A 12,922-nucleotide genomic window follows, 5' to 3' on the forward strand; every position below is an offset into this window, starting at 1 on the left:
CTTGTGGGAGCGAATTCATTCGCGATTGAAATCGTTCCCACACTACCCGGCGAATTCATTCGCTGAACAGGCCGGAGGCCTGACTTGATCAGCCCTTGTCGGCCGCCGAGACGATCAGCTGCTTCATTTCCACCACGGCCTGCTTGAAGCCGACGAAGAGCGCGTGGGCTACCAGCGCGTGGCCGATGTTCAGCTCGTTGATGCCCGGAATCGCCGCGACCGGCTCCACGTTGTGATAGTGCAGGCCGTGTCCGGCATTGACGATCAGACCCAGTTTCAAGCCCAGGGCCACGCCCTCACGGATGCGCTGCAGCTCGCGGGCGGCTTCTTCCGGCGTATGCGCGTCGGCATAGCGGCCAGTGTGCAGCTCGATGGCCGGCGCGCCGACTCGGTGGGCGGCTTCGATCTGCTGCGGATCGGCATCGATGAACAACGAGACTTCGCTGCCAATCTTCGCCAGGCGCTCCACCGCTGCCTTGATGCGGGATTCCTGGCCGGCAACGTCAAGGCCACCTTCAGTGGTCAGCTCCTGGCGGGTTTCCGGAACCAGGCAGGTGTGTTCGGGACGAATTTCCTCGGCGAAGGCGAGCATTTCCTCAGTCACGCCCATCTCGAAGTTCATTCGGGTCTGCAGCACGTCCTTCAGCAGGCGCACGTCGCGTTCCTGGATATGGCGGCGGTCTTCGCGCAGGTGCACGGTGATGCCATCGGCACCTGCCTCTTCGGCATCCAGCGCCGCCTTGACCGGGTCCGGGTAGCGGGTACCACGGGCCTGACGAAGGGTGGCGACATGGTCGATGTTGACGCCGAGAAGTACGCGATTGGCTTCAGTCACGGGGAGGTTCCTTGATCGTCATGAATAGCTCGCGGCTGACCAGTGGCCGACCGCCCAAATGAGGTGCCAGGGCCTGACGCATCAGGCGCTTGGCCGCGCCGAGGGCACCAGGGGCGCTCCAGTCGGCTTCAGCCAGGGCGAGCAGTTCGCGCCCCTGGAACAGACCGGGTTGCAACTGTCCCACCGGTTCGAGTCCGGCATCGGGAAGCAGGCGATAGATACCGGTGGCGTCGATGGGATTGCCGGCCAGGTCGACATCCAGGGCGAAACCATAGCCCAGCTCGCCCAGCAGGCGCCATTCGAACGCACGCAACAAGGGTTCCAGCGGGCGGTTGGCCGCCAGCGCCTGGAGGGTGGCTGCGTAATGGTCGAAGAGGGCAGGCTGCGGATCTTCAGCCGGCAGCAGGCGAACCAGCAGTTCATTGAGATAGAGCCCGCTGAACAATGCTTCGCCGGCCAGCAGGTTGGGGATGCCCGCACTGTCCAGGCGGCCAACGCTCTTGAGCTCACCGCGGCCACGAAACTCGACTTCCAGCGGAAGGAATGGCCGCGCCAGGGTGCCAGTCTTGCCACGGGCACCCCGGAGCACGGCACGCAGCCGGCCTTGCGGGGAGAAGAAATCAACCAGCGCGCTGCTTTCCCGATAAGCCCTGCTGTGCAAGACGAACGCCGGTAGCGCCGCGCTGATCATGGCAAGGCTCAGAGGTCGTTATAGCCCAGGGAACGCAGGGCTCGCTCGTCGTCGGACCAGCCTCCCTTCACCTTCACCCAGAGATTGAGCATGACCTTGGAGTCGAACATGGTTTCCATGTCCTTGCGGGCATCCTGGCCGATGCGTTTGATACGCTCACCACCGTCGCCGATGATGATCTTTTTCTGACCATCGCGCTCCACCAGGATCAGGGCGTGGATGTGCAGGACACGACCTTCCTGCTTGAACTCTTCGATTTCCACGGTGATCTGGTACGGCAGCTCGGCTCCCAGCTGGCGCATGATTTTCTCGCGAACCAGCTCGGCGGCGAGGAAGCGGCTGCTGCGATCGGTGATCTGGTCTTCCGGGAAGAAGTGGTCGCCTTCCGGCAGACGCTCGGCCACAAGGCGCTCCAGCGTATCCAGGTTGTGCCCCTGGAGGGCGGAGACCGGGATCAGCTCGGCATTCGGCAGTTGCTCCTGGAGCCAGGACAGGTGCGGGATCAGGTCGCCCTTCTCTTCCAAGCGGTCGGTCTTGTTCACCGCAATCAGCACCGGGCCTTCCACGTACTGCACGCGCTCCAGGACCAGTTGGTCTTCTTCGGTCCAGCGGTCACGGTCGACGACGAAGACCACCACATCCACGTCCTTGAGCGCCGCCGAAGCACTGCGGTTCATGTAGCGGTTCAGGGCCTTGTCGCTTTTCTTGTGCAAACCGGGCGTGTCGACGTAGATCGCTTGCACATTGCCTTCGGTCTTGATGCCGAGCATGTTGTGGCGGGTCGTCTGCGGCTTGCGCGAGGTGATCGCCAGTTTCTGCCCGAGAATGTGGTTGAGCAGCGTGGACTTGCCCACATTAGGGCGGCCGACGATGGCAACGTAGCCGCAGCGGGAGGTATCGATATCAGTCATTGCCGTTCTCCACACCAAGGGCAACCAGGGCTGCAGCCGCAGCCACCTGTTCGGCGATGCGACGGCTGGCGCCCTGACCCTGGGTCTTGTCATTCAGCAGGGCGACCTGGCACTCGACGAAGAACGTCCGGCAGTGCGGTTCACCCTGGATATCCACCACTTCATAGCGTGGCAGTTCGCAGGCCCGGGATTGCAGGAATTCCTGCAGGCGGGTCTTGGGGTCCTTGTTGGTATCTACCAGGGTCAGGCCTTCGAGTTCGTTGGCCAGCCAGGCAAGCACGCGCTCGCGAGCGGCCTCCATGCCCGAATCCAGGTAGATCGCGCCAATCAGCGCTTCCAGCGCATCGGCGAGGATAGACTCACGGCGGAAACCGCCGCTTTTCAGCTCGCCCGAGCCCAGGCGCAAGTACTCGCCCAGCTCGAAACCGCGAGCCAACAGGGCCAGGGTCTCGCCCTTCACCAATCGTGCACGTAACCGCGACAACTGACCTTCACGGGCCTGGGGAAAGCGCTCGAACAGCGCCTCGCCGGCGACGAAGTTGAGGATGGCATCGCCGAGAAACTCGAGACGCTCATTGTTGCGCCCCGCGTAGCTGCGGTGGGTCAGGGCCAGAGTCATCAGACTCTGGTCCTTGAAGGTATAGCCGAGCTTACGCTCGAGACGGCTGAGAGATACGCTCACTGGGCTCGCACACGGAAATCTTTGTCGAAGCGCACCACCAGATCGAGATTCTCGATTAGGGATTCGCGTTTTTCATACTTGAGGTGCGCCTGGAACTCGTTGTTTTCCAGGGTCACCTTCAGCGCCTTGTCAAGGTCCAGGTCACGGATACCGTTGACCTGCATGCCCTTGGAAACATGGCTGTAGAAGTCGGGAATGGTCCTGATTTCCAGGGCCTTCTCGGTTTCCACCGAAGTGATGATCTTCTCCAGGGAGAAGAAATCGAGGTAATGCGGGATGATCTTGAAGGCGGTGCTGGCCAGGAAGGCCACTACGGCCAGAACCAGCAGCCAGCCCAGAACCGACATACCCTTCTGCTTACGCGCGAACGTCATGATCGACCTCAATGTCTATGTTTTTATGGAGGCCGAGTGGCCCGCAAGCAAGACTATATAGCGACTGCGGCGCTGTCATGAACAACGCCGCAAAACCACAATGGCGAGCGGGCGATCAGTGAATCAGGCCCACTCGAGAGAAGTTCGGCAGGTTGCGCATCTTCGGATCAGGCCAGCTCATCCAGACCGCGAAGGCCTTGCCGACGATATTGCGGTCCGGAACCATGCCAAGCAGGTCCTTCGGGATACGCGGGTCGTTCCAATAGCGGCTGTCGTTGGAGTTGTCCCGGTTGTCGCCCATCATGAAGTAATGCCCCTGGGGCACCACCCACTCGCGGCCCGGCTCCATGCGGTAGCGCTTCATTTCCTTGCGGATCAGGTGCTCGGCTTCGCCCAGCTTCTCCTCGTACAGCATGGCGCTGCCCAGGGTGCCCGGCTCTTCGCCCAGCAGCTTCTCGGCAACCGATTGACCATTGACGGTCAGGCGCTTGTCGCTGCTGTAGGCGATACGGTCGCCCGGCAAGCCGATCACGCGCTTGATGTAGTTGATGTTCGGATCGCTCGGGTAGCGGAACACCATTACGTCGCCGCGTTGCGGGTCACCCACCTCGACCACTTTGTTATCCAGCACCGGCAGGCGAATGCCGTAGGCGAACTTGTTGACCAGGATGAAATCGCCCACTTCCAGGGTCGGCTTCATCGAGCCGGACGGAATCTGGAAGGGTTCCACCAGGAAGGAACGCAGCACCAGCACGATGGCCAGCACCGGGAAGAAGGACTTCCCATACTCGACCAGCAGCGGTTCCTTGTTCAGCCTGTCGAGGACCTCCGGGTCGGGCTCGCTGACTTGCCCCTCGTAAGAGGCAATCGCGGAGCGCCGGCGCGGGGCCAGCAGAACCAGGTCGATAAGCGCAAGCACGCCGGAGACTGCCACGGCGATAACCAACAACAGCGGGAAATTGATCGACATAAACCCTAGCTATCCACTTTGAGCACAGCGAGGAAGGCTTCCTGCGGGATCTCCACGCTGCCGACCTGCTTCATCCTTTTCTTACCGGCCTTCTGCTTCTCCAGCAGTTTTTTCTTACGGCTGACGTCGCCGCCGTAGCACTTGGCCAGAACGTTCTTCCTGAGCGCCTTTACGGTAGTACGCGCAACGATCTGTCCACCGATCGCTGCCTGGATCGCCACGTCGAACATCTGCCGCGGGATCAGTTCCTTCATCTTCTCGGTCAACGCGCGGCCTTTGTAGTGGGCCTGATCGCGATGCACGATAAGTGCCAGAGCATCGACCTTCTCGCCGTTGATCAGTACGTCCAGCTTCACCAGATTAGCCGGTTCGAAGCGATCGAAGCTGTAGTCCAGCGACGCATAGCCACGACTTACCGACTTCAGGCGGTCGAAGAAGTCCAGCACCACCTCGTTCATCGGCAGGTCGTAGCAGACCTGAACCTGGGAGCTGAGGAATTGCATGTCGCGCTGGACGCCACGCTTCTCGATGCACAGGGTAATGACGTTACCAAGGTGCTCCTGAGGTACCAGGATGTTGGCACGGACGATGGGCTCGCGCATTTCGTCGATGGAGGCGAGGTCGGGCAGCTTGGACGGGTTGTCGACGTAGATGGTCTCGCCGTTCTTCTGCACGATTTCGAAGACCACGGTCGGTGCGGTGGTGATCAGGTCCAGGTCGTATTCGCGCTCCAGGCGCTCCTGGATGATCTCCATGTGCAGCATGCCGAGGAAGCCGATACGGAAGCCGAAGCCCAGGGCCTCGGAGCTCTCCGGCTCGTACTGCAGCGCGGCGTCGTTCAGGGTCAGTTTCTGCAGCGCTTCGCGGAAATCCTCGAAGTCGTCGGAGCTGACCGGGAACAGGCCGGCATACACCTGCGGTTTGATTCGCTGGAAGCCCGGCAGCACGCTCACATCCGGAGTGCCGGACAGGGTCAGGGTATCGCCCACCGGGGCGCCATGGATGTCCTTGATGCCGGCGATGATGAAGCCCACTTCACCGGCCTTGAGGTCGACCATTTCAGTGTGCTTCGGGGTGAACACACCGACGCTGTCCACCTGGTGGAGCTTGCCAGTGGACTTCACCAGGATCTTGTCGCCCTTCTTCACCCGGCCGTTCTTGACCCGCACCAGCGAGACCACGCCCAGGTAGTTGTCGAACCAGGAGTCGATGATCAGGGCCTGCAGCGGCGCATCGATCTCGCCCTCCGGCGCAGGGATCACCTCGACCAGGCGCTCCAGCACATCGATCACGCCCATGCCGCTCTTGGCGCTGCAGGGCACGGCGTCAGTGGCGTCGATGCCGATGATATGTTCGATTTCTTCCTTGACCCGTTCCGGCTCGGCCTGAGGCAGGTCCATCTTGTTCAGCACCGGCATGACCTCGAGGCCCTGCTCGATGGCGGTGTAGCAGTTGGCCACGGACTGGGCTTCAACACCCTGGCCGGCGTCCACGACCAGCAGCGCGCCTTCGCACGCCGCCAGGGAACGGCTGACTTCATAGGTAAAGTCCACGTGACCGGGGGTGTCGATGAAGTTCAGCTGGTAGGTCTTACCGCTCTGCGCCTTGTAGTGCAGCGTGACACTGTGGGCCTTGATGGTGATACCACGCTCACGCTCCAGGTCCATGGAGTCCAGGACCTGAGCCTCCATCTCGCGGTCGGACAGGCCACCGCACATCTGAATGAAGCGGTCTGCCAGGGTCGACTTGCCATGGTCGATGTGGGCGATGATGGAGAAATTGCGGATATGACTCAGGTCACTCACAGGTCAACACTCAAAAAAGCCGCAAGCAGGTTGCTCGCCGAAAAATAGCGGGGGAGTTTACCTGATCGGCGGCCGGCGCGTCACGCTCATGCGCCGGAAGGTTGAAACGAAAAAGGGGCGACCAGTGGCCGCCCCTTTTTTGACTGGAACCGTGTTACTCGGCCAGCTTGAAGGTAATGAAGCTGGCGCGCCCCTGGCGCAGCACGCGCATGGACACCGAGCGGTTCTTCGGCAGGTCCTTGGCGACCTGGGTGAAGGCCTTGGCGGACGTGATGGCCTGGTTGTTCAGGTGCGTGATCACATCACCCGGACGCAGCCCCATCATGGCAGCCGGGCCGTCCTGGACTTCCTTGATCACCACGCCACCCTGGATATCCAGGGCCTTCTTCTGTTCATCGGTCAGCTCGACGACGCTTACACCGAGACGGTTGCTGCTACGCTCGACACCGTCGCCACTGGCGGCGGCCATCTCGTCGCCGTCTTCCGGCAGAGCGCCGATGGCCATGTCCAGGGTCTTGCGGCTGCCGCCACGCACGACTTCGAGCTTGATCTTGCTGCCCGGCTTGAGGTTACCCACCAGGTGCGGCAGGTCGGCGGAAACCACGATCGGCTGGCCGTTCATGCTGAGGATGACATCCCCTACTTGCAGCCCACCCTTGGCGGCCGGACCACCTTCCTGAACCTGCGCAACCAGGGCGCCGGCCGGCTTGTCCAGACCGAAGGATTCAGCGAGGTCCTTGTTCACCTCCTGAATCACCACGCCCAGCCAGCCACGACTGACCTTGCCTTCGGCCTTGAGCTGGTCGGCCACGCCCATGGCCACGTCGATCGGGATGGCGAAGGACAAGCCCATGAAGCCGCCGGAGCGGGTGAATATCTGGGAGTTGATACCCACCACTTCGCCATCCAGGTTGAACAGCGGACCGCCGGAGTTACCCGGGTTGATGGCCACATCAGTCTGAATGAAGGGAACGTAGTTCTCGTTCGGCAGGCTGCGCCCCTTGGCGCTGACGATACCGGCGGTCACCGAGTGATCGAAACCGAACGGCGAGCCAATGGCCAGCACCCAACTGCCCACCTTGAGTTCATCGGACTTGCCGATTTTCACGATCGGCAGGTCCTTGCCCTCGACCTTCAGCAGCGCCACGTCGGTACGCGGGTCGGCACCGATCAGCTTGGCTTCCAGCTCGCTGCGGTCGGACAGGCGCACGATGATCTCATCGGCGCCAGCGACTACGTGGTTGTTGGTCAGGACGTAGCCGTCCTTGGAGACGATGAAGCCGGAACCCAGGGACTGCGCCTCGCGCTGACGACCACCCTGGGGATTTCGCGGCATCTGCGGCATGTTGCGCTCGAAGAATTCACGCAGCATGGGTGGCAGGCCTTCCAGGTCAGGCATCGCCTGGGCATTGGCGGCACTACGCGGGGGCAGCTTCTGCCGGGTACTGATGTTGACGACCGCCGGGGACGCCTCTTCGACCAGAGGCGTGAAGTCCGGCAACTCGGCACGGGCCACAAGGGTTTGACCGAGCAGCAGCAACGCTGCCATGGCGGTCATGCAGGATTTGAGGTTAAGCATCGACATACAGCTCCCGTCGCATAACGAGTGGTATGAACCCGCCGGGCCGCCCGGCCCTGCGAGCAAAACAGAAACACAAAAGCAAAACGAGCCTGGAGCGTCAGCCCCAGGCTCAATGGAACATCGTGAAAAAGACAAGGCGGGAGCCCTGGCTCCCGCACTCTAAAGCGATTGCAGATCCTGTAACAGGGATCATTGTGTCGCAGTGGCCTCCGCCGCCCGCATGGACAGGGCAACTCGCTCGGCCGTTCCCAGCGGGATTTCGCCGACCACCGTCACCATGACATCGCCACTCGGCGTACTGACCCGCTTGGAGACCATGACAGTTGGCCCAAGTTGGCTGCGAGCATCCTCGACCACCGCACCATGCAGCGGCTCAAGGAATACCGAGAAGCGGGCCAGGCCATCACTATAGAGCAGGCTGGATACCGGCTCGGACGACGCCGGACTGCGTCGCTCCTGGGCACTGGTGAGGCTGAAGCCGGGCGGCAACCATTCGGAACGCCAGTGAGCGGGCTTTTCACCCTGGACCTCGGTGACACGAACGGCCTTGCAAGCCGAGCTGGGTTGCAGCGCAGTGTCCGCCAGGTCGCTGGCAACCGCGATACGCGTGAACTGGAAGCGCTCCAGCAGCTGCCCCTTGTCACCCAGGAGCAATGACTTGAGTGGCAAGCCCGTGTCCCGGTCGAGGTGCAGCTCGAAGCCATAGCGATGCTGGTCGCGAGGCGCCAGGGTCAGGACTACCGCTGGCCGACCGGCAACGCGAGACTCGCCAGCCAGACGCAGGTCATACCATTCGGAGAGCTGCTTGGCGTCGAGTCCGCGAGCGGGCCAGACCTGGCCATCGGTCACTTGATCGGAAAGGGCGCCGCTCACGCATTGGGTGCGGCCATTGACGCGCACCACCTCTTGCGCCGGACCATCGAGCTGCAGCAAACGCTCGCGCACTTCCCCACCCTGCTGGACCCGATGCCAGACTTCGTGAGTGGAGAAACTCCCATTTCGTTCGTAGACGAAAGTTCCCTGGAAACTCTGGCGCTGCTCCGCGTCAGCGAGGCGTTGCAACCAGTCCTGAGCGTCGGCGGCGTGGGCTGATTGGGTCAGCCAGCCGCCAAGCAAGATGAATAGCGGAAGTGCGCGCATGTTCCTCCTCAGCGGCTCTCCAGACTGGCAGCGCGAGCATAAGGCAGTGCGCTGTCGCTACCGCTCATCGCGGCTTGCTGGGCATGCTGCCTCAGGTAAGCCGGCAAGCGCTTCTCGTGCCAGCCAGAAGACGACTGGGTCGCACCGATAGGCTGCTGCGCCTGCTGGGCATCTTCACTATAGCCAGCCAGAACGGCACCTTGCTGCGCTTGCGGCATCACCATCGCTGGCTGGCTGGTTTGCTGAGCCAGCTGCTGGGTACCGGCGACGTCGTCCTGGTTGTACAGGCGCACGCCGGCAAGCACCGCCACGGTCACCGAAGCGGCAACGGCAAGGCGACCCAGGCTGCGCCATGGCCCCCGCACCACCTTGGCCGGCGGAGCGGCTTCTTCGGCCAGCGCGGCCGAAACTGCAGCAGCGATGTCCAGGCGCGGCTCCAGCAGCTCCTTGTGCATCACGGCACGGGCAATCTGGTAACGCGACCAGGTAGCCCGCAAATCTTGATCTTCGCTGGCGGCGAGAACTCGACGCAGCTCCAGTTCGTCCGCCTCGTTATCCATCACCGCGGACAGCGATTCCTGCAAAGCTTCACGACTCATGGCGGTTCCCCTCTTGGCTGTCGCCGCTGTCTCAGGACCCCTGCAACAGAGGTTGCAAGGCTTTATCGATGGCTTCCCGCGCCCTGAAGATGCGGGATCGCACAGTACCCACCGGACACTGCATAACGCTCGCAATGTCTTCATAACTAAGACCATCGAATTCGCGCAGCGTCAGCGCCGTGCGCAAATCTTCCGGCAGTTGCTGGATGCTCCGGTGCACTGTGGCCTCGATCTCATCGCGAAGCAGGACTCGCTCCGGCGACTCGATATCCTTGAGGGCGTGGTCGCCGTCATAAAACTCGGCGTCCTCAGCACTTACATCACTGTCTGGCGGGCGTCGTCCACGCGCCACCAGATGGTTCTTCGCCGTGTTGATGGCGATGCGGTACAGCCACGTATAAAACGCACTGTCGCCGCGAAAGTTTCCGAGCGCGCGGTAAGCCTTGATAAAGGCTTCCTGGGCTACGTCCTGGGCTTCCTGGGCGTCATGCACGAATCGCACGATCAACCCGAGGATCTTGTGCTGATACTTCAACACCAGCAGATCGAAAGCCCGCTTGTCGCCCTGCTGCACCCGTTCGACCAGCTGCTGATCCTGTTCCTGGGTTAGCATGAACACTCCTCGTCGATCTCGAAGGGGTGTTGCGCCAGCCAGTGGATCGGCTTGCCAAAATAGACTCGGGCGTTGCGCAAAAGTTCTCCCCTCCAAGCAAGCTTCCTGCAGATTGTTTTCTTACCTGCACGGAATGACGCAGCAGAGCCTGCGGCCATGCTGCGCCGAATATATGTCGCTTGATCTACAGGCATCCGGGTTGCACATTTCAAGTGCATTCGTTGCATGAGCGTAAGCAAACACCGTCTTTTCAAAAGGTGACTCTGAATGGAACCCGAACGACTAAAAAAGTTCCGTGGCACCACACATGGTCATAAGCGCGCTATTGTGCCGCCCACCCTGGCTATATACTAGCCGCCGCTTTTTTTGCGGGTATCGACATGAGCCAACACTTCCAGCATGACGTACTGGTCATCGGCAGCGGCGCCGCCGGCCTGACCCTGGCCCTCACCCTGCCCTCGCACCTCAACATCGTGGTGCTGAGCAAGGCCGACCTCAGCAATGGCTCGACCTATTGGGCCCAGGGCGGTGTGGCGGCAGTGCTGGACGACACGGACACGGTCGATTCCCACGTCGAAGACACCCTGGTCGCGGGCGCGGGCCTGTGCCGTGAGGATGCCGTGCGCTTCACGGTAGAACACAGCCGCGCAGCCATCCAATGGCTGATCGACCAGGGCGTACCCTTCACGCGCGACGACGAACATTCCCGCGAGGATGGCGGTTTCGAGTTCCACCTCACTCGCGAAGGGGGCCACAGCCATCGACGCATCATCCATGCCGCGGATGCGACTGGTGCCGCCATCTTCAACACCCTGCTGGAGCAGGCGAAGAAACGACCGAACATCCAGCTGCTGGAGCAACGGGTCGCTGTCGACCTGATCACCGAACGCAAGCTCGGCCGCGAGGGTCAGCGCTGCCTCGGCGCGTACGTGTTGAACCGCAACAACGGCGAAGTGGATACCTTCCACGCCCGTTTCACGGTGCTCGCCTCGGGCGGCGCGGCCAAGGTCTACCTCTATACCAGCAACCCCGACAGCGCGTGTGGCGACGGTATCGCCATGGCGTGGCGCGCGGGTTGCCGGGTCGGCAATCTGGAATTCAACCAATTCCACCCCACCTGCCTCTATCACCCGCAGGCCAAGAGCTTCCTGATCACCGAAGCCGTGCGCGGCGAAGGTGGCCTGCTTAAGCTGCCCAATGGCGAACGCTTCATGCAACGCTTCCACCCGCGTGCCGAACTGGCACCGCGCGACGTGGTGGCCCGCGCCATCGACCATGAAATGAAGCGCCTGGGCGTGGACTGCGTCTACCTGGACATCAGCCACAAGCCCGCCGAGTTCGTAAAAAGCCACTTCCCCACGGTTTATGAGCGCTGCCTGGGCTTTGGCATCGACATCACCCGCGAGCCCATCCCGGTGGTGCCGGCGGCGCACTACACCTGTGGCGGCGTGGTCGTCGACCAGCACGGCCGTACCGATATCCCTGGCCTCTACGCCATTGGCGAGACCAGCTTCACCGGCCTGCACGGCGCCAACCGCATGGCCAGCAACTCGTTGCTGGAATGTTTCGTCTACGGGCGATCGGCGGCACACGACATGGTCAATCAGTTGGACGAGGTGCCGATGCCCGCCAACCTGCCCACCTGGGACGCCAGCCAAGTAACGGACTCCGACGAAGACGTAATCATCGCGCACAACTGGGACGAGTTGCGCCGCTTCATGTGGGACTACGTCGGCATCGTGCGCACCAACAAGCGCCTGCAGCGCGCCCAGCACCGGGTGCGCCTGCTGCTCAGCGAGATCGACGAGTTCTACAGCAATTACCGCGTGAGCCGCGACCTGATCGAACTGCGCAACCTGGCGCAGGTGGCCGAACTGATAATCCGCTCGGCCATGCAACGCCATGAAAGCCGCGGCCTGCATTACACCCTGGACTACCCGGACCTGCTCCCCGAGGCCAGTGACACTATTCTGGCACCGCCCACCTTCGGCGACTGAACCCCAGCCTCACCCGCAACCGGCGGTGCTGCTCCTGGTCCAGAGCGTCCGCCGGCACACACACACCCCTCACCCAGCGCCCACCCAACAAGCGGAAGCGCAGGATCACCGCCACCGGTAGCCCCAGGCTGTCCGGGCGCAACTGCACCGGGCACCAGCCATCCGCCGCGCACCACAGTTGCCAGCCGTCACCATCTAGCCGCAAGCCAGTAAACGCCTTGGGAGAAGTCAGCAGGATCTGCCTGGGCAGACACCAGGCAGCGTGGGCCGCACAGGCCAGAAGGCCGGACAACTGTGCCCAGCGAGGCAGCGCAGCGACCAGGATGGCCAGAACGGCCAGGGAAGACAGGATCAGGTAGAGGGCCAGCAGGCGCCGCGAGGGGCGCCAGTGGCATTCGAAGACGTTACTTGGGCTGGACACGATCCAAGATCATGCGAACCATGCGGCGCAGGTCCGCATCTTCAGGCTCGCCGCGCTGCATGAACCAGCCAAACATGTCCTGGTCCTCGCATTCCAGCAGCTTGCGGTAGCGGGCCTGGTCTTCAGCGTCGAGGCTCGGATAGACCTCCCTCACGAAGGGGACGAGGAGCACGTCCAGTTCGAGCATGCCGCGACGGCTGTGCCAGAAGAGTCGGTTCAGTTCAATTGAGTCGGCCATCACAGCGCCTCCAGGAATGAGGCGCGCATTATAACCACAGCCGCCACCCCGGGCACCCGCTGAC

General features: G+C 62.2%; 14 protein-coding genes. 1 reads left to right on the forward strand and 13 read right to left on the reverse strand.

The window, feature by feature from the left end; all coding sequences use genetic code 11:
• Positions 1-88: 88 nt before the first annotated feature.
• The 11 genes from pdxJ to rpoE form a co-directional block, all read right to left on the reverse strand.
• Positions 89-835 (reverse strand): pyridoxine 5'-phosphate synthase, encoded by a 747-nt coding sequence (pdxJ, locus tag THL1_RS21280; RefSeq protein ID WP_069085087.1) that lies wholly within the window; start codon positions 833-835, stop codon positions 89-91.
• A complete protein-coding gene (gene recO / locus THL1_RS21285) occupies positions 828-1,526 on the reverse strand; it encodes a DNA repair protein RecO (protein WP_069085088.1) in 699 nt (232 codons plus the stop codon). The genes pdxJ and recO overlap by 8 nt, the downstream gene beginning before the upstream one ends.
• A gap of 8 nt (positions 1,527-1,534) precedes the next feature.
• Positions 1,535-2,437 carry a GTPase Era gene (gene era, locus THL1_RS21290; protein WP_069085089.1) on the reverse strand — a complete coding sequence of 301 codons (903 nt, stop codon included), beginning with the start codon at positions 2,435-2,437 and terminating at the stop codon, positions 1,535-1,537.
• The gene (rnc, locus tag THL1_RS21295) at positions 2,430-3,119 is read right to left on the reverse strand and encodes a ribonuclease III (RefSeq protein ID WP_069085090.1); all 690 of its coding nucleotides are present in this window, start codon (positions 3,117-3,119) and stop codon (positions 2,430-2,432) included. Before rnc ends, era begins: the two co-directional genes overlap by 8 nt.
• A complete protein-coding gene (locus tag THL1_RS21300; RefSeq protein WP_069085091.1) occupies positions 3,116-3,493 on the reverse strand; it encodes a DUF4845 domain-containing protein in 378 nt (125 codons plus the stop codon). Before THL1_RS21300 ends, rnc begins: the two co-directional genes overlap by 4 nt.
• A gap of 115 nt (positions 3,494-3,608) precedes the next feature.
• The gene (gene lepB, locus THL1_RS21305; protein ID WP_069085092.1) at positions 3,609-4,463 is read right to left on the reverse strand and encodes a signal peptidase I; all 855 of its coding nucleotides are present in this window, start codon (positions 4,461-4,463) and stop codon (positions 3,609-3,611) included.
• A gap of 5 nt (positions 4,464-4,468) precedes the next feature.
• The gene (gene lepA, locus THL1_RS21310; protein ID WP_069085093.1) at positions 4,469-6,268 is read right to left on the reverse strand and encodes a translation elongation factor 4; all 1,800 of its coding nucleotides are present in this window, start codon (positions 6,266-6,268) and stop codon (positions 4,469-4,471) included.
• A 154-nt stretch (positions 6,269-6,422) separates the two neighbouring features.
• Positions 6,423-7,847: a DegQ family serine endoprotease gene (locus THL1_RS21315; protein ID WP_069085094.1), complete on the reverse strand. Its 1,425-nt coding sequence runs from the start codon at positions 7,845-7,847 to the stop codon at positions 6,423-6,425.
• A 192-nt stretch (positions 7,848-8,039) separates the two neighbouring features.
• Entirely contained in the window at positions 8,040-8,990 is a 951-nt protein-coding gene (locus THL1_RS21320; protein WP_069085095.1) for a MucB/RseB C-terminal domain-containing protein, read from the reverse strand.
• 8 nt (positions 8,991-8,998) lie between these two features.
• Entirely contained in the window at positions 8,999-9,589 is a 591-nt protein-coding gene (locus THL1_RS21325; protein WP_069085096.1) for an RseA family anti-sigma factor, read from the reverse strand.
• Between the two features lie 31 nt (positions 9,590-9,620).
• Positions 9,621-10,202, reverse strand: a complete 582-nt coding sequence (gene rpoE / locus THL1_RS21330) for an RNA polymerase sigma factor RpoE (protein WP_069085097.1) — start codon at positions 10,200-10,202, stop codon at positions 9,621-9,623.
• A 380-nt stretch (positions 10,203-10,582) separates the two neighbouring features.
• Between rpoE and nadB the strand changes: the two genes are divergently transcribed.
• On the forward strand, positions 10,583-12,199 hold the full coding sequence (gene nadB / locus THL1_RS21335) for an L-aspartate oxidase (protein WP_069085098.1): 1,617 nt from the start codon (positions 10,583-10,585) through the stop codon (positions 12,197-12,199).
• Here the strand turns inward: nadB and THL1_RS21340 are convergent.
• Entirely contained in the window at positions 12,168-12,620 is a 453-nt protein-coding gene (locus THL1_RS21340) for a protein YgfX (RefSeq protein WP_069085099.1), read from the reverse strand. The two genes, nadB and THL1_RS21340, sit on opposite strands and share 32 nt — an antisense overlap.
• On the reverse strand, positions 12,604-12,858 hold the full coding sequence (locus tag THL1_RS21345; RefSeq protein ID WP_069085100.1) for a succinate dehydrogenase assembly factor 2: 255 nt from the start codon (positions 12,856-12,858) through the stop codon (positions 12,604-12,606). Before THL1_RS21345 ends, THL1_RS21340 begins: the two co-directional genes overlap by 17 nt.
• Positions 12,859-12,922 lie beyond the last annotated feature (64 nt).

The sequence above is a fragment of the Pseudomonas sp. TCU-HL1 genome (genome assembly GCF_001708505.1).
In the GTDB taxonomy this organism is placed as follows: Bacteria; Pseudomonadota; Gammaproteobacteria; order Pseudomonadales; family Pseudomonadaceae; genus Metapseudomonas.